Annotated in this window: 17 protein-coding genes; 12 read left to right on the forward strand and 5 right to left on the reverse strand. The window is 64.9% G+C overall.

Annotation, left to right across the window (positions count from 1 at the left end):
* Nucleotides 1-171 precede the first annotated feature (171 nt).
* The 3 genes from BM167_RS14795 to BM167_RS14805 are packed head-to-tail and all read left to right on the forward strand — an operon-like array spanning nt 172 to nt 2,779.
* Nucleotides 172-1,359, forward strand: a complete 1,188-nt coding sequence (locus tag BM167_RS14795; RefSeq protein WP_092893500.1) for a UxaA family hydrolase — start codon at nt 172-174, stop codon at nt 1,357-1,359.
* Complete coding sequence (locus tag BM167_RS14800) at nt 1,356-1,670, forward strand: UxaA family hydrolase (RefSeq protein ID WP_092893501.1); 315 nt, start codon at nt 1,356-1,358, stop codon at nt 1,668-1,670. The genes BM167_RS14795 and BM167_RS14800 overlap by 4 nt, the downstream gene beginning before the upstream one ends.
* Nucleotides 1,667-2,779, forward strand: a complete 1,113-nt coding sequence (locus BM167_RS14805) for a UxaA family hydrolase (RefSeq protein ID WP_092893502.1) — start codon at nt 1,667-1,669, stop codon at nt 2,777-2,779. The genes BM167_RS14800 and BM167_RS14805 overlap by 4 nt, the downstream gene beginning before the upstream one ends.
* A gap of 36 nt (nt 2,780-2,815) precedes the next feature.
* Here BM167_RS14805 and BM167_RS14810 read toward each other — a convergent pair whose 3' ends face one another.
* From BM167_RS14810 to BM167_RS14820, 3 genes are all read right to left on the reverse strand, one after another.
* On the reverse strand, nt 2,816-3,607 hold the full coding sequence (locus BM167_RS14810; protein ID WP_092893503.1) for an SDR family NAD(P)-dependent oxidoreductase: 792 nt from the start codon (nt 3,605-3,607) through the stop codon (nt 2,816-2,818).
* Nucleotides 3,608-3,718: 111 nt separating this feature from the next.
* Entirely contained in the window at nt 3,719-4,483 is a 765-nt protein-coding gene (locus BM167_RS14815) for an IclR family transcriptional regulator (protein ID WP_092893504.1), read from the reverse strand.
* A 121-nt stretch (nt 4,484-4,604) separates the two neighbouring features.
* Nucleotides 4,605-5,555 carry a C-terminal binding protein gene (locus BM167_RS14820; RefSeq protein WP_092893505.1) on the reverse strand — a complete coding sequence of 317 codons (951 nt, stop codon included), beginning with the start codon at nt 5,553-5,555 and terminating at the stop codon, nt 4,605-4,607.
* A gap of 157 nt (nt 5,556-5,712) precedes the next feature.
* On the opposite strand from BM167_RS14820, the gene BM167_RS14825 reads away from it, so the two are divergent.
* Nucleotides 5,713-6,444: a fumarylacetoacetate hydrolase family protein gene (locus tag BM167_RS14825; RefSeq protein WP_092893506.1), complete on the forward strand. Its 732-nt coding sequence runs from the start codon at nt 5,713-5,715 to the stop codon at nt 6,442-6,444.
* Between the two features lie 185 nt (nt 6,445-6,629).
* Here BM167_RS14825 and xacF read toward each other — a convergent pair whose 3' ends face one another.
* A complete protein-coding gene (gene xacF / locus BM167_RS14830; protein WP_092893507.1) occupies nt 6,630-8,072 on the reverse strand; it encodes a 2,5-dioxovalerate dehydrogenase in 1,443 nt (480 codons plus the stop codon).
* 140 nt (nt 8,073-8,212) lie between these two features.
* Here xacF and BM167_RS14835 point away from each other — a divergent pair, with 140 nt between their 5' ends.
* The 7 genes from BM167_RS14835 (at nt 8,213) to BM167_RS14870 (ending at nt 16,422) form a co-directional block, all read left to right on the forward strand.
* Nucleotides 8,213-9,082, forward strand: coding sequence for a fumarylacetoacetate hydrolase family protein (locus tag BM167_RS14835; protein WP_092893508.1), 870 nt, complete (start codon nt 8,213-8,215; stop codon nt 9,080-9,082).
* A gap of 594 nt (nt 9,083-9,676) precedes the next feature.
* On the forward strand, nt 9,677-10,675 hold the full coding sequence (locus BM167_RS14845; protein ID WP_092893510.1) for a tripartite tricarboxylate transporter substrate binding protein: 999 nt from the start codon (nt 9,677-9,679) through the stop codon (nt 10,673-10,675).
* Nucleotides 10,676-10,752: 77 nt separating this feature from the next.
* On the forward strand, nt 10,753-11,268 hold the full coding sequence (locus BM167_RS14850) for a tripartite tricarboxylate transporter TctB family protein (RefSeq protein WP_092893511.1): 516 nt from the start codon (nt 10,753-10,755) through the stop codon (nt 11,266-11,268).
* Entirely contained in the window at nt 11,265-12,761 is a 1,497-nt protein-coding gene (locus tag BM167_RS14855; protein WP_092893512.1) for a tripartite tricarboxylate transporter permease, read from the forward strand. Before BM167_RS14850 ends, BM167_RS14855 begins: the two co-directional genes overlap by 4 nt.
* A 93-nt stretch (nt 12,762-12,854) precedes the next feature.
* The gene (fba, locus tag BM167_RS14860; protein ID WP_092893513.1) at nt 12,855-13,853 is read left to right on the forward strand and encodes a class II fructose-bisphosphate aldolase; all 999 of its coding nucleotides are present in this window, start codon (nt 12,855-12,857) and stop codon (nt 13,851-13,853) included.
* A gap of 3 nt (nt 13,854-13,856) precedes the next feature.
* Entirely contained in the window at nt 13,857-15,395 is a 1,539-nt protein-coding gene (locus tag BM167_RS14865; RefSeq protein ID WP_092893514.1) for an FGGY-family carbohydrate kinase, read from the forward strand.
* Nucleotides 15,382-16,422: a 2-hydroxyacid dehydrogenase gene (locus BM167_RS14870; protein ID WP_092893515.1), complete on the forward strand. Its 1,041-nt coding sequence runs from the start codon at nt 15,382-15,384 to the stop codon at nt 16,420-16,422. The genes BM167_RS14865 and BM167_RS14870 overlap by 14 nt, the downstream gene beginning before the upstream one ends.
* A 442-nt stretch (nt 16,423-16,864) precedes the next feature.
* Here BM167_RS14870 and BM167_RS14875 read toward each other — a convergent pair whose 3' ends face one another.
* Complete coding sequence (locus BM167_RS14875) at nt 16,865-18,157, reverse strand: amidase (RefSeq protein WP_092893516.1); 1,293 nt, start codon at nt 18,155-18,157, stop codon at nt 16,865-16,867.
* Nucleotides 18,158-18,478: 321 nt separating this feature from the next.
* On the opposite strand from BM167_RS14875, the gene BM167_RS14880 reads away from it, so the two are divergent.
* On the forward strand, nt 18,479-18,772 hold the full coding sequence (locus BM167_RS14880; protein ID WP_092893517.1) for a PadR family transcriptional regulator: 294 nt from the start codon (nt 18,479-18,481) through the stop codon (nt 18,770-18,772).
* Nucleotides 18,773-18,942 lie beyond the last annotated feature (170 nt).

Here is an 18,942-nt window from a genome sequence, read left to right on the forward strand (position 1 = left end):
ACACGGATCGAAAATACCGCACCCGACGCGCCCCGCCGGTTGGGCGACTCCCCACGGGAGGAGACGCCAGTGTACGCGTTCGGGGGCCTAACCGCCGCGCGCGCCCCTCGGGGCCGGTTCGGTCCGTCATCGGCGAAAAGACTAACACTATCCTAAGCGACGGTTGTTCCCATGGGCCACACATTTAGCGGCTACCGCAGGCCGAACGGCCGAGTGGGCGTCCGCAACCACGTCGCGGTGATTCCGACGTCGGTTGCCGCCTCCGCCGTCTCGTCTGCAGTCGCCGACGAAGCAGGCGCGTGGGCGCGGGCGACACCGCACCAACTCGGAACGAGCCAACCGGACGCGGCGAGACGGCAGACAGAACGCGTGTTAGCGGGCGTCGGGCGGAACCCGAACGTCGGCGCTGCACTCGTCGTGGAACTCGGAACCGAAGATATCTCCGCCGACGCCGTCGCGGACCGAATCGCGGCCGACGGGACGGCGACGGAGACGCTCACCATCCGCGAGGCCGGCGGGACGGAAGCCGCCCTCTCGGAGGGGTCGGACCGACTCGCCCGTCTGAACGACGAGGCACAACGCGCCAGACGCGAGGAGGCGGACGTCTCCGAACTCGTCTTCGGCGTCGAGTGCGGCGGGAGCGACGCGACGAGCGGAATCGCGGCCAACCCGGCCGTCGGCGCCGCCTGCGATCGACTCGTGGAGGCGGGGGGAACCGCCTGCTTCAGCGAGACGCCGGAGTTCATCGGCGCGGAACACATCCTCGCGGACCGGTGCGTCGACGACGAGACGCGGGACGAACTGCTCGCACACGTGGACGCCCGCGAAGGGATGGCCGAACTGATGGGCGTCGACCTCCGCGGCGCGCAACCCACGCCCGGAAACCAAGAGGGCGGCCTCACCACCATCGAGGAAAAGAGCCTCGGAGCCATCTCGAAGGGCGGAACGACACCCGTTCGCGGCATCGTAGAGTACGCCGAGGACCTGCCGGTCGGCGGCGGACTCACGCTGATGGACACGCCGGGGTACGACGTAGAGAGCGTCGTCGGGAAGGTGTCCGGCGGGGCGCAGATAATCGCGTTCACCACCGGGCGCGGAAGCACGACGGGCAACCCCATCGCGCCGGTCATCAAGGTGACCGGCAACCCGAAGACGTGGGGGAAGATGTCGAACAACATCGACGTGAACGCCGGAACGGTGTTCGACGGCGAGTCCATCGACTCCGTCGGCGAACGCGTCTTCGAGACGTTGGTCGAGGTGGCGGACGGACGGCGCACCGAGTCCGAACACCGGCGACTGGAGGAGTTCGCGATAAACGAGATTCAGCCGGAGGAACTCGACGCGGAGGCGGGAGCATGAAGGGCCGCGTCCTCGACGATACCCTCCTCCTGTTGAGCGACTCCGACAACGTCGGAACGACCGTCGACGACCTCGATTCGGGCACCGAAATCGAGTACGACGACCGGACCGTCGTCCTCTCTGCGGACGTTCCGTTCGGTCACAAGGTGGCGATCGAATCGCTCTCTGCGGGCGACGAGGTGCGGAAGTACGGCGAAGTCATCGGCACCGCGACGCAGGCGATAGCGCGCGGTGAGTGGGTCCACACGCACAACTGCGAGAGTACCCGCGGCCGCGGTGACCGCGCGGCCATCGGGGGTGAGACGGCGTGAGCATCCCATCCATCACCGGACGGACGTTCGAGGGCGTCCCCCGCAAGGACGGGAGCGTCGGCGTCCGCGACAACGTTCTCGTCCTCCCCTCTGTCATCTGTTCGCACATCGTCGCAGACCGCATCGCCTCGCGGGTGGACCACGCCGTCTCGACGCCGCACGACCACGGGTGCGCTCAACTGGGTGCCGACAACGAACAGACGCGGCGGACGTTCCTCTCTCTCGCGCAGAACCCGAACGTCGCGGGAACCGTCGTCGTCGGACTCGGGTGCGAGGAGGTCCAAAGCGCCGACGTGGCGGGAGCGCTCGAATCTCGGGACGTTCCGGTTCGAGAACTGTCGATACAGGGCGTCGGCGGAACCGACGAATGCGTCGAACGGGGCGTCGACGCGGCCACCGACCTCGTCGCCGCGCGCGAATCGGGCCGGTCCGACGCGACCATCGGCGACCTGACGCTCGGCATCGTATCGAGCGACTTAGACACCTCGACGGTGGACGTGGCGGACCCCCTCGTCGGCGACGTGGCGCGCGCCGTCGTCGCCGCCGGGGGCCGCGTCGTCGTCGCCGGGAACGAACGCGTCGTCGCTCACTCCGAGGCCGCCCGCGACGCGACGGACGAGGCCGCACGCGACTCGCTGGACGACCTGCTAGCGCGACACGAGGGGCACCCGCCGCGGGCCACGCGGGTCGGCCGTTTCGCCCGAAAGCGCTCGTTCGAGGAGGTGACGCGGTCGTGGGGGACGCGAGACGTATCCGAAGTGCTCGCGTACGGCGAACGCGCGGGCATCTCAGAGGGACTCGCCCTGGTCGACGCGCCGTCGCGGTTCGCGGAGGCGACGACGGCACTCGCCGCCGCGGGTGCGAACGTCGTCGTCCACGTCACCGGCGACGGCATCCTTGCCGGACACCCGCTCGTCCCGGTGGTGAAGGTGACCGGCGACCCCGGGACGGCGGCGGCACTCCCGGACGACGTGGACGTGGAGGCGGCGTCGGCCGACGCCGACGACTTGCTGGAGACGCTGGTCTCCGTGGCGAACGGCGAACGTTCCTGCGCGGAGAGACACGGACTCACGGAGTTCGCCATCACGCGCATCGGACCGTCGATGTGAGTTCGGGTCGGCGTCCTCTTTTTTGCCGGTCGCGATTCAGAACGCGCTCGGAGTGAAGCCGCCGTCGACGGTAATCGTCTCACCCGTGACGTACGACGCGGCGTCGCTTGCGAGGTAGACGACGGCCCCGGCGACGTCTTCGGGCCGTCCGATGCGCCCCGACGGCGCGCGTTCGGTGACTCGTTCGTACCGGTGCGTGTCCTCGGCGTAGGCGTCCGCCGTCTGCGCCGTGGCGATGAAACCCGGACGGACGGCGTTGACGCGCACCTCCGGTCCGAGGTCCTTCGCCGCCGCGTGGGTGTAGCCGTCGATACCGCCCTTTGCGGACGAGTACGCCGCCAACTCGTCGATACCGAGGACGGACGAGAGCGACGCGATGTTGACGACGCTCTCTACGTCGGTGCGGGTGACGAACGTCTGGACCGTCCGGTGGGTGCCGGTCAGTTGCACGTCGAGGACGTGTTCCCACTCTTCGTCTGTCACCTCGGAGACGGACGACCGGGCGATGGCGCTGGAGGAGTTGACGACGACGTCGACGCCGCCGAAGCGGTCGATGGTCGCGTCGGCGAGCGATTCGAGCGAGTCGCGGTCGGTCACGTCGCAGGTGACTTCTAACGCCTCGCTCCCGCGTTCGCGCACTTCCTCGGCGGTGGCGGCGACTCGCTCTTCGGTCCGACTCGTCGGGACGACGTTCGCTCCCTCTTCTGCGAACGCGAGTGCGATTGCTCGTCCGATACCGCTCGTTCCGCCGACGACGACGGCCGTCTTTCCGTCGACTGTCACCGGGTCGTACGTGAACGCCGCGCGTTCGCTACTCTCGTCGGGCATGGGTACCGATGCGTCACCGACCGTGATATACGTTGGTGTTGGACACACCGCGAGGAGGGCGACTGTAGAGTCGTGGGAGTCGAAGATGCGGGCCCGAGGGCCGGCGTCCAGTTACGAGTACGTCAGGTTCAGTTCGATGACGTTCGCCGCGCTCTGGACGCGTTCGGGTACCTCGGAGCGGAACGTTTCGCCTTTCATCCGACTGGTCGGCCCCGAGACGCTGACGGCGCCGATGGCGTGTCCGTCGGGGTTCGTGATGGGCGCGGCGACGCACCGGAGTCCAGAGAGGCGTTCCCCGTTGTCGGTGGCGTATCCGCGTTCGCGGATGGCCGCGAGTTCCTCGTCGAGTTCCTCCCGCGTCGAGACGGTGTTGGCCGTCCGCGCCGGGAGTCCCCATCGGTCGACTATCTCGTCGATTCGTTCCTCGGGGAGGTGTGCGAGAACCGCCTTTCCGAGCGACGTGCAGTGCAGACCGACGCGCATCCCCGCGTGCGTGTCGAGATTGACCGCCTGCTCGCCTTTGGCGCGAAAGAGGTAGACCCCCTCGCCGTGTTCTTCGACCAGGAGGTTCGCCAACTCCCCCGTCTCGTCGGCCAGCGCCTGAACCTCCGGTTTCGCGACGTCGTAGATTCGCATCCGGTTGCGCGTGTGTTCGCCGAAGTCGAGGAACTTCAAACCGATACAGTACGTCTCGTCGTGCCAGTCGACGTACTCGTGTTCGCGAAGCGTCCGGAGATGGCTGTAGACGGTGCTTTTCGGCAGGTCGAGTTCGTTCGCCAACTCCGTCACGCCGGCGTTACCCTTCTCTTTCAACGCTTCGAGGATTCGAAGCGACGTTCCCAACGCCCCTATCGTGTTCGCGGTGTTTGTTCCCATGACGAGGTATCATTACTGTTCATTACACATAGTGTTTGTTCATCCTCGCAAAACGTGTTTCCCGTCATGGTGGTGGCCTTACCGACATCGCCGTTCGGGTCCGCGACCGCCGGATCCCCTCTCAGTCGAGTTCGTTCACCGGATTCTGCGGTTCGTCACCGTGGAGGACGCCGAGAACGTCCGACGTCACCGTTCGTCTGAGTTCCTCGTAGGAGTCCTCCGAGTACCACGAGACGTGCGGCGTCGCGACGACGTTTTCGAGTTCGAAGAGCGACCGGTCTTCGGGGGGTTCGGTCGGCATCACGTCGATGCCCGCTCCGCCGATTCGGCCCCCGGTGAGGGCGTCGTACAGGTCGTCTACGTCGACGACGGACCCGCGGGCAGTGTTGACGAGAATCGCGGCGTCGTCCATCGCGTCGAAGGCGTCGGCGTCGAACATCCGCTCTGTCTCCTCCGTCAACGGGGCGTGGACGGAGACGAAGTCCGAGCGTTCGAGCAGTTCCTCGAACTCGACCTTCTCCGCGCCGTGACTCTCGACGTCCTCGGCGTCCACGTACGGGTCGTAGACCACGACGTCTAAGTCGAACGCCCGCGCCTTCTCCGTCACCGCGCGCGGAATCTTCCCGAACCCGGCGAGTCCGAGCGTCCGCCCCGCGAACCGGCGAATCGGCTTGCCGACGGTCCAATCCCACGTTCCGTCGCGTATCTCCCGGTCGTACCGCGCGACGTTGCGGACGCAGGCCAACAGAAGCGAGAAGGCGTGCGTCGATACCTCGTCGATGCAGTACGCGGGGACGTTGAGGACGGAGACGCCGTGTTCCGTCGCGGCCTCTACGTCCACGCTGTCGACGCCGATTCCGTACCGCCCGACTGCGCGGAGGTCGGTCGATTCGAACACCGACTCGTCCACCCGCGCGTACTGGACCAAAAGCGCGTCGGCCCCCTCTGCGGCCGCCGCGACTTCGTCTGGCGACTTCGCCTGCGCCGCCTCCAGTTCGACGCCCGCCTCCTCCGCGAGTTCGCGTTCTATCGAGAGGTCCGGAAAGTCGTAGTCCGTGACGACGACTTTCATGCGTCGCCTCGTTCGGTACTCGTGCGTCCGAGAGTTGGTTTCGAGATGCCGTTCATCGTCTCTCAGTACCTCGGCCCGGAGTGGATTCAACGTTTCCCCCGTCGGGGTCGCTGTCGCTTCCAGAACTGTTTTGTCGCGGGCACGAGACGCCACCTGTATGCACCGCGTACGATTCCGCGATCCTGCCGGGAGCGTCAGAACCGGACGGTGGACGGACGATGGACTCGCGTTCGGCGGCGAGACGTTCGACCCGGACGACGTCGACGTACTCCCCCCCTGCGAACCGACCAAGATAGTCTGCGTCGGCCTCAACTACGCGAAACACGCGGCGGAGTCCGGGATGGATATTCCGGACCGACCGCTCCTGTTTCTCAAACCGCCGAACGCGCTGGCCGCCCACGGCGACACCGTGACGCTCCCCGCCGGCAAAGAACGAGTGGACTACGAGGCGGAACTGGCCGTCGTCATCGGCGAGCAGTGCCGAAACGTCTCGGAGGACGAGGCGATGGACTACGTCGCCGGCTTTACCTGCCTGAACGACATCTCGAACCGCGACGACCAAGACGTCGAACAGAACTGGATCCGCGGAAAGGCGTTCGACAACAGCGCACCCCTCGGCCCGGTTCTCGCGACGCCCGACGAGGTACCCGACGACGCGAGCATCGAACTGCGCGTGAACGGCGAGACGAAACAGGACTCCTCGCGGGCGGACTTCATCTTCTCGATCCCCGAACTCGTGGCCGAGATTACGGAGTACATGACGCTCGAACCCGGCGACGTCATCTCGACGGGGACGCCCGAGGGCGTCGGCCCCCTCTCGGGCGGCGACAGGGTCGAAATCGACATCGAAGGCATCGGCGTCCTCGAACACACCGTCCGCGAGGACTGACAGAGACGCGCTGCGCGATCCGAAGATTCATGTGGTTTGGTGACACACTACCCTCTGCGGTCGGAGGAGAGCCTGCGGGGTCAGTCAGCAGCCACGTGCCACTATCAGATCAACCAGCCTGCTTTCGCCCTCTCCTCCGTCTCGAACGGCGCGAAAAAGAAAGATGACGAGCCGCAGTACCCGACTCAGTAGTTGTCGTAGACCGTCTTCGTCGTCGTGAAGAATTCGAGCGCGTCGTCGCCCTGTTCGCGGTAGGTGTTGCTCGAAGAGTTCTTCATCCCGCCGAAGGGGACGTGAAGTTCGAGTCCGGTCGTCTTCTCGTTCAGTTTGACGACGCCCGCCTCGATGTCCTCCACGTATCGGTTGGCCTCGGAGTGGTCGTCCGTCACGATGCTGGCGGCGAGGCCGTAGTCGACGCCGTTTGCGACTTCGACGGCTTCCTCGTAGTTCTCGACGCGGATGACGGAGAGGACGGGACCGAATACCTCCTCTTGGGCGATGTCCATCTCGGGGTCCACGTCCGAGAAGACGGCCGGCGAGACGAAGTAGCCGTCCGCGTCGTCGAGTTCGACTTCCTCGCCGCCCGTTTCGAGCGTCGCACCTTCGTCCTGCCCGATGTCGACGTACTCGAGCGTCGACTCCAGTTCGCTCTCGCTCACGTGCGGCCCCATGTCGTAGCCGTCGAGTCCGGGACCGACCTCGATGTCTTCGGCGGCGGCGACGACGCCGTCGACGAACTCGTCGTAGACGTCGTCGTAGACGATGGCTCGGGAGGTGGCGGTACACGCCTGTCCGGTGACGCCGAACGCGCCCGACGCGACGATGTCTACGGCTTCCTCTACGTCCGCCGTGTCGGAGACCACCGTCGGGTTCTTCCCGCCCATCTCCGTCTGGATGCGCTTTTGGTCGTCCGTCGCCGCGTCGTAGACGTGGTGTCCGACCGCGGAACTGCCGGTGAAGGAGACGGCGTCCACCGCGTCGTGGTCCGTGATGACGCCGCCGACGTCGCTTCCGGAACCGATGACCATGTTCAAAGCGCCGTCAGGGATACCCGCCTCGTCGAGACATTCGACGATTCCCTTCGCGACGCCCGGTGCGAGCGATGCGGGTTTGATCACGACGGCGTTACCCGTCGCGAGCGCGGGCGCTATCTTCCACGCCGGGATGGCGATGGGGTAGTTCCACGGCGTGATGAGACCGGCGACGCCGAGCGGTTCCTTCCGCGTGTAGAGGTTCTTGCTGCGTCCGCTGGCGGCTTTCACCGTCCCGCCGTGGTCCGAGGCCTTCTGCGCGTAGTAGTAGAAGATATCGATGGCTCGCTGTACTTCGGGTCCGGCCTCCGCGGGCGTCTTCCCCTCCTCTCGCACCAGCGTCTCGGTCAGTTCGTCCTTTCTGTCTTCGAGGAGGCGCGCGGTCTGATTGAGAATCGCGCCGCGTTCCGGCCCGGGCGTGGCCCCCCACTCCTCGGAGGCCGCCGCCGCGGCCTCGATGGCGGCCTCGGCGTCCTCGGCCGAGCCTTTCGCGTACTCCGCGACGACTTCGTCCGGATACGCCGGGTTCGTCACCTCGAGCGTCTCTCCGGACTCTGCGTCGGTCCACTCTCCGTCGATGTAGTTCGTTGTGGGCATGCGCGAAAAGCTACGCTCGCCTCACTTAGGGGCTTTTCGGTCAGGGAACCCGCAGGGACCGTCGTCCCCTCCGAAGAGGGGCGACCGACCGCCGCAGTTTGTTGCTAACAATTATGTAGGAGTGTCTGGTAACAGGAGTCATGCAGTACTACGCAGTTGCGGGCGCAGAGCGTCCAGCACTCGTCGCGCGAGACGGCAGGGATGCGTTCGATCTGACCAGTGCGAATCCGAACGTCGAGACGTTCTCCGACCTCGCGCGGGCGGCGAACGTCACGAATCAGTCCATCGACGACGTGGCCCGCGGACTACTCGACGAGGCGGAGTCGTTCTCTGCGGACGACCTATCCGAACGGGCCAGGCGGCCCGCCGCGCCGGACGAGGTGTGGGCCGCGGGCGTGACGTACCACATCAGCGAACAGGCGCGAGAGGCCGAGAGCGGAATGCCGGACGTCTATCTCGACGTCTACGAGGGGGAACGCCCCGAGATATTCTTCAAGGCGACGGAGAGTCGGACGGTCGGACCGAACGACGCCGTCGGAATCCGCGAGGACTCGACGTGGGACGTTCCCGAACCCGAACTCGGCGTCGTCCTCTACCGCGGTGACATCGTCGGGTACACCATCGGCAACGACGTGAGCAGTCGTTCGATCGAAGGGGCGAATCCGCTTTACCTCCCGCAAGCGAAGGTGTACGACCGGTGTTGCTCCATCGGTCCCTGCATCGCGTCTCCCGACGACGTCGGCGACCCGCAGAACCTCGAAATGACGATGACCATCGAACGCGACGGCGAGATACAGTACGAAGATTCGACGTCCACCTCGGAGATGGTCAAGTCGTGCGAAGAACTCGTCTCGTACCTCTCGCGGCACAACACGGTTCCCGAGACGGCGGTTCTCCTCACCGGGACGGCACTCGTCCCGAGCGAGGAGTTCACCTTAGCGGAAGGCGACGTCGTCCGCATCGAAATGGACGGTATCGGCGTTCTCGAAAACACGGTCACGGTCGTATAGAACCGGTCCGAACCACCGTCGCCCGGTACTCGGCTATTCGGCGTCGGCTCCGACCCCAGAGAACGAAGGCGCAGGGACGACCGATATCCGTTGCGGCTCGTCCTGTTCGACATGGTCGCACAGGACAGTACCATCGAGACACGAACGAACGGCCCGTCGAGTCCATCGACATCGGCTATAACAGGTGATACAACGGAAAAAACGGATATCGGGGCCACCGTATCCGGTTCGACAACGCCGCACGAAAGTTCGTCTCCGTCGATGAACGTTACAAGCCTACTTCCGTAATAGAAGCCGCGTCGTGTCGAACGAAGCGGAGACACCATCTCCGTCGAGTGGCAACGTATTCCGTTGATATCGCGAGTTTTGAGGCCTTTTACGCGAATTCAGTCTCGACGCCGTGAGCGAGTTTCTCGGTCCGTCGAGAACGCTTCACCGCTCTCCGTCGTCTCTCTCCGACCGCCGCTCTCCGATGAAGCTGTTCGGCGATGATGAACAGAGCCGTTCCCTCTTCGGACGGGAACCGACCGTGAGCGGTGCAACCTTCCGCAACATTCATAATAGTCGGCCGTAAGTCTCGAACCAGACGAATTTATGACAAGGAAAGAGACCTCCACTCGCACCGATCGACGTAGTTTCCTGAAGGCGACCGGCGGCGTCGCCGCGGCGGCGGGACTCGCGGGCTGTACCGGCGCTCTCCAGAGCTCGTCGTCGTACCCGAGCGAGCAGGTTGAGATGATCGTTCCGTGGTCCGCGGGCGGCGGTACGGACCGGACGGGACGGAAACTCGCGAATCTCGCCGGAGAACACATGGACACCGAGTTCTTCGTCTCGAACCAGACCGGCGGGAGCGGAAGCGTCGGGTTCAACGCCATCGCGAACGCCGACCCCGACGGCTACACGGTGGGCGTGACGACGGTCGAAATCTGTACGATCTCCCATCTCGGCATCGCGGAGGTCAACCCCGAAGACCTGACCTCCGTGATGCAGTACAACTTCGACCCGGCGTCGCTCACCGTGCCGGAGGACGCGCCGTACGACACTGTCGAGGAGTTCGTCCAGTACGCGAAGGACAACCCCGGCGAGATAAGCATCTCTAACTCGGGCATCGGCGCTATCTGGCATCTCTCCGCCGCCGGGTTCGCACAGCAGGCCGGTATCGACGTCAAACACGTCGGATACGACGGCGGTGCACCGGCGACGAAAGCCGTCCTCAACGGGGAGGTACAGGCCACGACGGCGAGTGCGGCCGAAGTCGCCGGGCAGGTGCAGGACGGACCGCTCAAGACGCTCGGCGTCTTCGGTGACGAACGCGTGAGCATCTTCCCCGACGTCCCGACGCTCAAAGAGGCGGGGTACGACTTCACGATGGGTGCGTGGCGCGGCCTGACGGTCCCGAACGACACGCCGGACGAACGCATCTCGCAGCTTCACGACGCCTACAAGTCGGTGTACGACTCCGACGACTTCAAGAGCTTCATGGACGAGAACGGCTTCGGAACCGTCTACCGCGACACCGAGGAGTTCTCCTCGTTCATGGACTCCGAGTACGACCGCTTCGCCGACATCATAGAGAGTCTGGACCTGAACTGAGCGGACGCCGTCGAATCGAACAGCGAACGAACGCCGCAGATTTCGGCCGCGGCCGGTCCGCCCACCGATCTACACGAATGACACTCACACTCGAACGTTCGAACGAACTCGCCTCGGTCCTGTTGCTCGGTCTCTGTCTCGCCGTCTTCGCGGTGACCGCCGACTTCCCCGAGGGGCCGAACACGGGGTCGCCAGGGGCCGCGTTCTTCCCGAGACTCATCGTCGCAGGTATCGGCATCCTCGCCGTGGTACAGTTGGTACAGAGCCTCCGTGCCGACGAGACGCGAACGCACGTTATCGACGCCGAGACGACCAAGCGCGTCGCGACGGTGACGGCGTTCCTCGTCGTCTACGTCGCGCTCATGCCCGTGCTCGGGTTCCTCGTCGATACCGCCGTATTCCTCGTGCTGTTCGGTCGATACTCCGGCGTCGACGACGCGGGCAAGTCCGTCGGCATCGCTCTGGTGTCGACGATAGTGCTCTACTACGCGTTCGTCGACTTCCTCAACGTCCCGCTGCCGGAGAGCGCTATCTTACCGATATCGAGGCTGCTCCCGTCGCTGACGGGGACGCTGGTGGTGGTCGGCCCGTGAGCGCCGTCGCCAACCTCCTCGAAGGAATCGCGCTCGTGGCGCAACCGCTGGCGCTGCTTCTCATCGTCGTCGGCGTCCTCATCGGCGTGACGATGGGGTCGATTCCGGGGATGACGGCGACGATGACCGTCGCAGTCCTCGTCTCTTTCACCTTCGGGATGCAGCCCGTGGAGGGGATGATGCTCCTTCTCGGTATCTACGGCGGGGCGCTCTACGCGGGGTCGATTCCGGCCATCCTCATCCGAACGCCCGGCACCCCGAGCGCCGCCGCCACGGTGTTCGACGGGTTCCCACTCGCTCAGAACGGCGACGCGGGGCGGGCCATCGGCGTCGCGACCATCGCCTCGTTCGTCGGGGGCGCTATCAGCGTCGCCATGCTGATGCTCCTGTCGCCGCAGATTGCCAACGTCGCGTTGGAGTTCGGGTCCAGCGAGTACTTCGCACTCGCGTTTTTCGGCCTCACCATCATCGCGAGCGTGAGCGGCGACTCGCTCGTGAAAGGGCTCATCTCCGGACTTCTCGGAATGCTGTTGGCGACGGTCGGACTCGACCCGATGCTCGGCTACCCGCGGTTCTCGTTCGACATCACCGCCCTCACGTCCGGCATCCAGTTCATCGCGGTGATGATCGGTCTCTTCGGCGTCGCGGAGGCGCTTCACCGGTACCGAGAGGGCCTCTCCGGCCGCGACGTGGAGCAGCGGATCTCGGGCATCATGCCGAATCTCGAAGATATCAGAGAGATTCAGAACGTCTCGCTCGCGTCGAGCGTCGTCGGCACGTTCATCGGCGCGATTCCCGGCGCGGGCGGCGACATCGCCTCGTTCGTGACGTACAACGAGGCCAAACGGTGGCTGAGCGAGGCGGTTCCACCCTTCGGCGAGGGGAACGTCAACGGCGTCGCCGCCGCCGAGTCGGGGAACAACGCCAGCACGGGCGGCGCTCTCATCCCGACGCTGACTCTCGGCATCCCCGGCGACTCCGTGACGGCCATCCTCATCGGTGCGCTGATGGTCCACGGCATCCGCCCCGGCCCCGGACTCTTCGAGAGCGAAGCGCCCCTCGTGTACGCCATCTTCGTCGGGTTCTTCCTCGTCTACGTCGTCATCCTCGTGGTCGGACTCCTCGCCGCCCCGGCGTGGGCGCGCGTCATCAACCTCCCGCCGAAGTACATCTGGCCTCTCATCGTCGTCCTCTCCGTGGTGGGCGCGTTCGCCCTCCGCGGGAACGTCTTCGACGTCTGGGTCATGCTCGGGGCGGGCGTCCTCGGCTACTTGATGCGCGCCGACGACTACCCCCTCGCCCCGATGGTTCTGGGGTTGATTCTCGGCCCCATCGCCGAGTCGAACCTCCGGCGGGCGCTGACCATCTCAGACGGCTCTCTCGCCGTCTTCTATCAGAACCCGCTGACGATGGTCATCCTCGCACTCGCCGTTCTGTCGCTTCTCTCGCCTCTCCTCCGGGACCGGTTCGGCCGGTGGACGGAGGCGCGGTGAGGGGGCGGCTTCCGCCCGCCGCCGCACGGTAGACGTTTCGCGCGGCGGACAGTTTCCGCCACGTATTTACAGCCGACAGTGGTGTGTCCAACAATGCCATACGCCAGCGGTGCCGAACTGTCGGACGTCTACGGTCGGGCCAGAGAGAACGGGTACGGCTTCGTCGCGAGCAACGTCACCGAGACGAACATCCTCGCGGGGTTGGTCGACGGCGCGGAGCGTGCCGAATCCGACCTCGTCGTGCAGGTGAAACGAGACACGGCGTCGTTCGTCGGGAACGGCGACCCCGAGACGGGGTTGGAGATACTGGGGACGCACGCTCAAAAACTCGGCGACGACGCCGACGTCGGCGTCTTTCTCAACGTCGACCACGTTCCCGCCGACGACGGGGAGTTTCTGTCCGCCTGCGTCGAATCGGACGTCCCCTCCTCTCTGATGATAGACGCGTCGCACGAACCGTTCGAGGAGAACGTCGAGCGAACGCGAGAGGTCGTCGAGATGGTCGAAGAGGCGGGGACGGACGCACTCGTCGAAGCGGAACTCGGGACGATAAAGGGCGTCGAGAGCGGCGTCGAGACGACGGAGGCGTACTACACGGACCCCGAGGAAGCCGTCGAGTTCGTCGACCGAACCGGGTGTGACCTCCTCGCTATCTCCGTCGGGACGGAACACGGCGTCTCGAAGGGGAAGAACCTCGAACTCCGGCCGGACATCGCCCGAGACGTCGGACAGGCCCTCGCAGACCACGGCCTCGACACCCCTCTCGTCGTCCACGGGTCCTCGGGCCTCTCGGACGAACAGGTCCGAGAACTGCTCTCGACGGGCGTCTGCAAACTCAACAAGAACACCCGCTACCAGTACGAGTTCGCGCGGACCGCCTGCGAATTCTACCGCGACCACGAGTCGGCCATCCTCCCGCCGGAGGGCGTCGAAGACGACAGGCAGGGCTTTTTCGCCGACTCCGAGTGGTCGCCCGACAAATCCCAGTTCACCCCGCACCGCGTCTGCACGGAGATTCGAGAGCGAATCGCCGACGTGATGGTCGAAGTGTCGGACCTCTCGCAAAGCGCGGGCGAGAGCCTGTACGCCTGAGCCATGACCGACGAACGACTCCTCCTCGGCGTCGACGCGGGCCTGACTAACGTCAAGGCCGCCGTCTTCGACGCCGAGGGTCGAGAACGGGCGGTCGCCGTCCGACCGACGCCGAACGAACGGCCCGAACCGAACCGAGTGGAACGGGACCTCTCTGCGTTCTTTCGGGTGACCTGCGAGACGATTCGAGAGGCCGTCGGTTCGCCCGACGTGGATGCGGACCGAATCGCGGGCGTCGGCATAGCCGGACACGGCCACGGTCTCTACGCCCTCGACGAGGCGGGCGACCCGATACGAGACGGAATCACCTCGTTGGATAGCCGCGCGTCCGACGTCGTGGCGTCGTGGCGAGAGGACGGCCGCTTAGAGGAGGTGCGCGACGAAATCGGCTACGAACCGTTCGTCGCGGACCCGTTGAGTCTCCTCGGGTGGATGAAGCGCGAGGAACCGGACGCTTACGACGACATCGACCGAATTCTGTCCTGTAAGGACTACCTCAAATACCGCCTGACCGACGTCGTCTGTACCGACGAGATGGAAGCCAGCGTCTTCTACGACGTGTCGCGGGAGACGTACTCCGAGACGGCGTTCGAGATTCTCGGCCTCGAAGACCGCTTCGACGCCCTGCCCGACGTCGTCCCGAGTTGGGAGACGTGCGGCGAAGTGACCGCCGAGGCGTCCGAGAAGACGGGGCTTCCGGTCGGAACGCCTGTGGCGTCCGGCCTCCACGACGTCGGGGCCGTCGCACTCGGCGCGGGCGCGTTCCGGACGGGACAGGCGACGCTCATCGTCGGGACGTGGGGTCAGAGCATCTACGTGACCGACGACCCGGACCCGGGTTCCGAGGGGTTGAGCCGTCGGTTCCTGCGCGACTCGTGGCTTCGATATCGGGGGACGCGGTCCGCCGCCGCGGCGGTCGATTGGTTCACAGACGAGTACTGCGGAGACTGGCGCGACGCCGCGGACTCCGAGGCGGCGTTCTACGACCGACTGAACGACTCGGTCGCGGACGTGCCCATCGGGTCGAACGGACTACTCTTTCTCCCGTACCTCCGCGGGTCGACCGACGACCCGGACGCGCGGGGCGGGTTCGTGGGCCTCACCGCCGAACACGGCCGACCCGAGATGCTCCGGTCGATATACGAGGGCGTCGCCCTCTCGTCTATCGACCGCCTGCGGGAACTGACCGCGGGAAAGCGACTGACCGACGTCCGACTCGGCGGGGGCGGCGCGAAGAGTCGCGTCTGGTCGCAGATGTTCGCCGACGTCCTCGGCGAACAGGTCGTCGTTCCGTCGGGCGAAGAGACCGGTGCTCGGGGTGTCGCCATCTGCGCCGGAATCGCCGCCGGACTCTACGAGGACCACGAGACTGCGGTCGAACGGACGGTCGGCGTGGCGCGGCGACACGACCCGACGGAGGCGAGAACCGAGGCGTACCGGTCGGTCCGCGACGCCTTCCGGACGACGGTTTCGGGAACCGAGGCGACGTGGGAAAAGTTGAAAGCGATAGAACAGGAGAATCAGACAGATGACGATAGATAACGTGCTTCTCTGCGGCGACCCGCAGCAACCGAGCGAGTACATGTACGAGAGCGCGTCCTTCCTCGAATCGGAGGGCGTCTCCTTCTCGCAGATAGACTGGAAAGCGGACGTCTCCGCGGAGCGATTCCGGGAAGTGACGATGGAGATGGAGTCGCGCGGCCCGGCGGCCTACGACACATCCATCATCGAGGAGAACCTCGACGGCGTGGACGCACTCGTCGTCCACAAAGCGCCCGTCTCGAAATCGGTCGTCGAGGCTGGCGAGGACCTGCAGGTGGTCGGTGCCGCGCGCGGCGGCGTCGAGAACGTCGATATCGAGGCGGCGAGAGCAAACGACGTGACCGTCCTCCACGCGCCCGGCCGGAACCGGAACGCAGTCTCCGACTACGCGGTGAGTCTCCTCCTCGCGAAAGTCCGCGAGATTCCGCGGCACACGAAGGCGCTTCACGAGGGCGAGTGGAGCCAAGAGTTCGACCCGTCGCGACTGCCGCGGGACATCGAAGCGTTGACCGTCGGCATCGTCGGGTTCGGGAACATCGGCCAACAGGTCGCGAGGCGACTCGACGGGTTCGGCCCCGACCTGTTGGCGTACGACCCGTACCAAGACGACGAGACGTTCGCCGAACGGGGCGTCGAGGGTGTCGAACTCCCCGAACTCCTCGAACGGGCCGACGCCGTGACGCTTCACGCCCGACTCACCGACGAGACGGCGAACCTCCTCGGTACAGAGGAGTTCGCGCAGATGCGGGACTCCGCGATACTCGTCAACTCGGCGCGCGGCGGACTCGTGGACGAAGACGCGTTGGTGGACGCTCTGCGCGACGGCGAGATAGCGGGCGCCGCCCTCGACGTGTTCGAGACCGAACCGCTTCCGGAGGACCACCCGTTCCTCGACATGGAGAACGTCGTCCTCTCGCCGCACACCGCCGGATCGACGCGCGACGCCGTAACGAACGGTCCCCGAATCGTCGCGGAGGGGTTGGCGGACATTCTCGCCGACGAGGAACCGACGCACCGAGTCGACTGAAGCCGGGCCGTCGTCTCTTCCGACGCCGGTGTATTTCAGAATATATTGGACATACCACCGAAAACGTACAGGCGGTACGGTTACTACGGGTGAGATTACGCGTGTATGATTACTTCTCGGTTATCCGCCCATATTAGTTTTTGGGCGGTTAAAATGAGCTTCAGACCACGAATATCCCAAATCGTACCGACACATACACAGATACAGCAAGACACAATCCGTACGGTTCGGTATATACTCTGTGTCGTCACCGGTATTCCGGTTCCATCACCGTATTAGGCGAGGACAGACGAAGACACCACGTTCTCGACTCACGGATCAAGAATTACAACTGATTACGTCTATACTTCTCTAGCGACGTCTCGGCCACCGGCACGGATTACAAGCGTATCGTTGTAACACCACCGCGCACGGGGACGGTGCCGACGGAAGCAGAGCGGAGTTATCCGAGCACGTCGGCCAACTGCCGAGACCACGCTAACAGGTCCTCGTCGGCGCCGAACGGCGCGCTACACTGCACTCCGAGTGGAAGTCCGGCATCGGTTTCGGCGGCGGGTAGCGCGGCGGTCGGAACTCCGGCGTGGGTCCACGGCAGATTCATCACGGGGTCACCGGTGGAGTCGATGCCGCGCGGTGCGGGACCCCTCGCGGCGGGGGCGACCCACAGGTCGATTCCCGACTCTCCCATCCGTGTTTCGAGCGTCGCGCGGAGTTCTCGGCGTCCCTCTCGTCCTCTCGCGATTTCGGCTGCGGCTACGTCTCGACCCTCCTCTATTAGTTCGCGAGTCGTCTCGGCGTATCTATCGGCGTATTCGCCGTACCACGCTTCGTGACCGATGGCCATCTCCGCCGCGTTCAGTCGCTCGTGCCGTTCGTTTATCTCCGCTATGTTCTCGAAGACCGAGACTCGTTCGACGTCGTACCCCGCCGTTCGCAACTGCGCTACCTGTTCTTCGAACGCGTCGAGTCCGACGTCGCTGGCCTGTTCGAGATACGGTCCCTCCGGCACGCCGACGGTGGGACGTCCCCGCGGGGTCGGGAGCGACCGCCAGTCGTCACAGAGGTGGGCGGCCGCGAGAGTCGCTCCCTCGACGTCCTGCGTGAAGAACCCGACGTGGTCGACGGAGGGGGAGAAGGAAACGACACCGTCGGAGGGGATTCGGTCGTAACTCGGTTTGAACCCGACGACGCCGCAGAACGCGGCGGGCCGAATCACGGACCCGACCGTCTGCGTCCCGAGGGCTAACGGACAGAGTCCCGCGGCGACGGCCGCGGCCGAACCGCTACTGGACCCGCCGGGCGTGTGCTCCGGGTCGTGTGGGTTTCGCGTCGGTCCCGGTTCGAAGTACGCGAACTCCGTGGTCACCGTCTTTCCGAGTACGAGCGCACCGGCTCTCCGAAGTCGTCCGACCGCGTCGCCCTCCTGGCCGGTCAGCGTCTCCGCGGGGAGTTTCGACCCCGCCCGGGTGGGTAACCCCCGGGCGTGGAAGACGTCTTTCACCCCGACCGGAACGCCGTACAGCGGCGGTCTCTCCGCTGAACTTTGGAATCGCTCTTCGAGATTTCTCGCCGCCTCTCCGAGGCGGTCCCACCTGCGCTCTTCCGGCACCAGAGACTCGATGTCCGGTTCGACAGCCTCCGCGCGAGATTCGAGTCGTTCGACGTAAGCAACCGGGTCGAGGCGTCCGCGACGCAGGTCGTCGACAGCGTCGGCCAACGGGGCATCGTGTAGCATGCGGCTGTAATTCTGAGCCATTCTCTTGAATCTGGGTATTGCCGACGAATCCGACCTGTTCGGACCCCCTCGTATATCATTATACAGCTCATAAAACGGCCTCTGAGGGACTCGACAGACCCAGATACGTTCGAGTCAGTCACCCGACGAGTCACTTTTTCCGTCGGACTCGTTTTCGAACGCCGATCAGTGCACTCCGTCTCGAAAATCGTCCCTTGGACGACGGGATACGAATATAATATCACGAAATATATAAAATAAGTAGTGACTGTGCGAAATTTTGGGCAGATAGTTTTTTAGTACATACGTCGATGAACAAGTATGTCGAACCAACTATTCGACCTGACCGGATTCCAACGCGACACGCTGACGGTAATCGCGGGGCTGGACGAACCGTCGGGTCAGCAAGTGAAAGAAGAATTAGAGAAACAACACGACGAGGTCAACCACGGTCGATTGTACCCGAATCTCGACGCTCTCGTCGAGGAAGGATACGTGGACAAGGGCGAAATAGACCGACGGACGAACTACTACGCGCTGTCCGAACGAGGCCACGAAGCGCTTCAGAACCGGCGCGAGTGGGAGAACTCGACCGTTCCCCCCCTCGACGAGTAGTCTGGCGCCGCCGGAGACGTTTCGGCCGAAGGTCCGACGGAACCCCCGGGGCGACTCCCTCCCATAATAACAGATTATCCTCATCAATCGTGGCGGTCGGACCACGGTAAGAGTGGCATAAATGTGGTCTGAACCGAAAGATACAAATTGGAGGTCTCACCCGAGAGACG

This window comes from Halopelagius inordinatus, from assembly GCF_900113245.1.
GTDB lineage: Archaea > Halobacteriota > Halobacteria > Halobacteriales > Haloferacaceae > Halopelagius > Halopelagius inordinatus.